Source organism: Haemophilus sp. C1, from assembly GCF_001276515.1.
GTDB lineage: Bacteria > Pseudomonadota > Gammaproteobacteria > Enterobacterales > Pasteurellaceae > Haemophilus.
The window spans coordinates 1-2,515 of the sequence record NZ_LDVZ01000056.1 but is presented as its reverse complement, the minus strand read 5'-3'; the positions used below and the strand labels follow the sequence as shown (position 1 = coordinate 2,515).

The 2,515-nt window shown below is 42.5% G+C and carries 1 pseudogene; it reads left to right on the top strand.

The features are described from left to right. A pseudogene (locus ABW51_RS09470) lies at nucleotides 1-2,515 on the top strand (S-layer family protein); the annotation flags it as partial.

Genomic DNA, 2,515 nt, shown 5'->3' with positions numbered 1-2,515 from the left:
GCCAATTGGGTGGGATGTATGCAGAGAAAATCCATTTAGTGGATAACGGTCAAGGTCTTGGTGTACGCAATGCGGGGCATATTGGTGCATCTGCGGGTGAGGTGAAAATTGATAGTCAAGGGCGTATTGTTAATAATGGGTATCTTCAAGCGGAACAAAGGGTGCAATTAACCACTCAGAAACAGATAGAAAATCAGGTAGGAGGGAAAATACTTGCTCATGAAGGGGATATCTTGATTCAGAGCAAACAAGATATTGCGCAATCGGGTGTGATGAGCGCTAAACGAAATGTAGCAGTGAAAGCAAAAGCGTTGAAACAAGTGGAGCAAGGTGAAATCCAAGGGGGAGCGATTGAGCTTAAGGTTCAAGAAACGCTGACAAACCGAGGATTGATAAATAGTAAAGGTGAATATTCTAAAGGGAAAAAGCCAGACTTGCATATTCGAGCTATGTCTGTTGAAAATATAGGCTCAGGGCGTATTTATGGTAATCGTGTGGTAATTGGGGCAAAGTTGATTGAAAATAAAGATGAACTTACACCTGAGAATGGGCGTCAAGATGCGGTGATTGCTGCGCGTGAATATTTAACGCTAGGTGCTGAGGAGATTCGAAATCAAACCCGCCATTACATCGCAATGCAACAGGGTAGTTCAACCCTATACGGTGAAAAGGGCGTTACAGTGGGAGGTGAGATAGATGAAGATTATCAGGCTCAAGGTAAAGCAAAAATGTTGCTTAATCAAAGTGGGACGATTGAATCACCAAGTGGTGCTATTCAACTTAGCGCAGAAAAGGTAAATAATGAAAATTTGCACTTTCATGCAGAGATAGAGAATCAATCAAATGAAGTGATTGATGAGCAGTATATTATTCCACAAGGGTATAAAACAGAGGCGCGTATTGATTATGGGCTTTTAAAATGGATTTCATTTAGTCGAGCGGGGAAATTGGCTTATCGAAGAGATAATATTAATCCTCTTAAAGAAGGGGAGCCGATTCACGCAGAACACTTATTACCTGAAGTCAATGAAATCACTTGTCAGGATTATGTTAATCAACGTGGTTGTCATATTAAACCTGAATCCATTTATAACGCGAATCATCCTGCTTGGGGTTATTTTGGTATTCAACCACCGACTGACATGCCAGAGGGTTTAGCGGATATCAACATGCCTGAAGAGCCGATAAAACCAAAGGAAGTCGAAAAGCCGAGAAAAAATAGAAGAGAAACGGCAGAAAGTTATGCGGCTCGCTTAGTCGATTATGAGAAAGCGGTTGCTGATTATCGCATCGCATTGGCAAGTTATGAACAGGAGAAATCCACTTATGAAACGCGTTTAAAGGCGTATCAACAGGCTATTGCGCCGTTTAAAAGTTGGATTGATGCTAACGAAGTTGCGTTTGATGCGTTGCAGGCTAAAATTACCGAGCATAATCGACGCTTACTGGGTAAAACCTTTAGTGATTTTTGGATAACCAAGCTTAATCGACGAGTCATTGATGAAAGTGTTGTAAAAACGACCTTGCCAGGTCAAATTTTGGCAAGCGGAGATATTTCTATCAACGCAGCGCAAGTGCTTAACAACCGCAGTCAGATAATATCTGGAGGGCAGCTTGGCTTAAGTGGTGACGTGCATAATGAAGATGAAACGGGTTATCATATACTAAATGAATATGGGACGAGTCAGTGGACTTATTCCCGTTGGCGCGGTGGGTTTAAGCGTTATCATCAACGCAATTGGGGTGCGGTGAATGCGTATAACCGAAATGTGGAAAGCGCTTATCAAATGGGGGTTAATCACTATAAAGCGCAGACAGATTATCGCACACATCAACAGACGCAAGCTTCTCAAAGTGGGGAGTTATTAGCAAAAGCGCAGGATGTCTTATTACCAAGCTCTTCACTCTATCGTCTTAACCCTGAAGCAGGTGGCGTTTTAATTGAAACAGATTCAGCGTTTACTGATAAAAAGCAATGGCTCAGTAGTGACTACATGTTTAACGCACTTCGTCGTGATCCACAAAATATCTTGAGACGCTTAGGTGATGGCTATTACGAGCAGCGTTTAGTGCGTGACCAAGTGAATCAGCTGACTGGACGTATGTTCTTAACAGGTTATCAAGATTTAGAAGCGCAATATAAGGGCTTAATGGATAATGGTATTACCTTTGCGAAACGCTTCAACTTAACCCCAGGTGTGGCTTTAAGCCCTGCGCAGGTTGCACAACTTACGTCAGATATTGTCTGGTTTGAGGAAAAAGAGGTAACGCTACCAAGCGGAAAACAAGTCAAAGTAATGGCACCTCGTGTCTATGCCATGGCGCAGAAAGGTGACTTAAATGGCGAAGGTGCGTTGATTTCAGCGGATGTGATTGATTTACGGAGTAACCGCTTAACCAATAGTGGCACCATTGCAGGCCGTAAGCTCACGTTATTAAATACCGAAAGCTTATTCAACGCAGGCACCATTACGGGTGATAAAGTAGGCATCAACACCACGAATAACTTCGATAA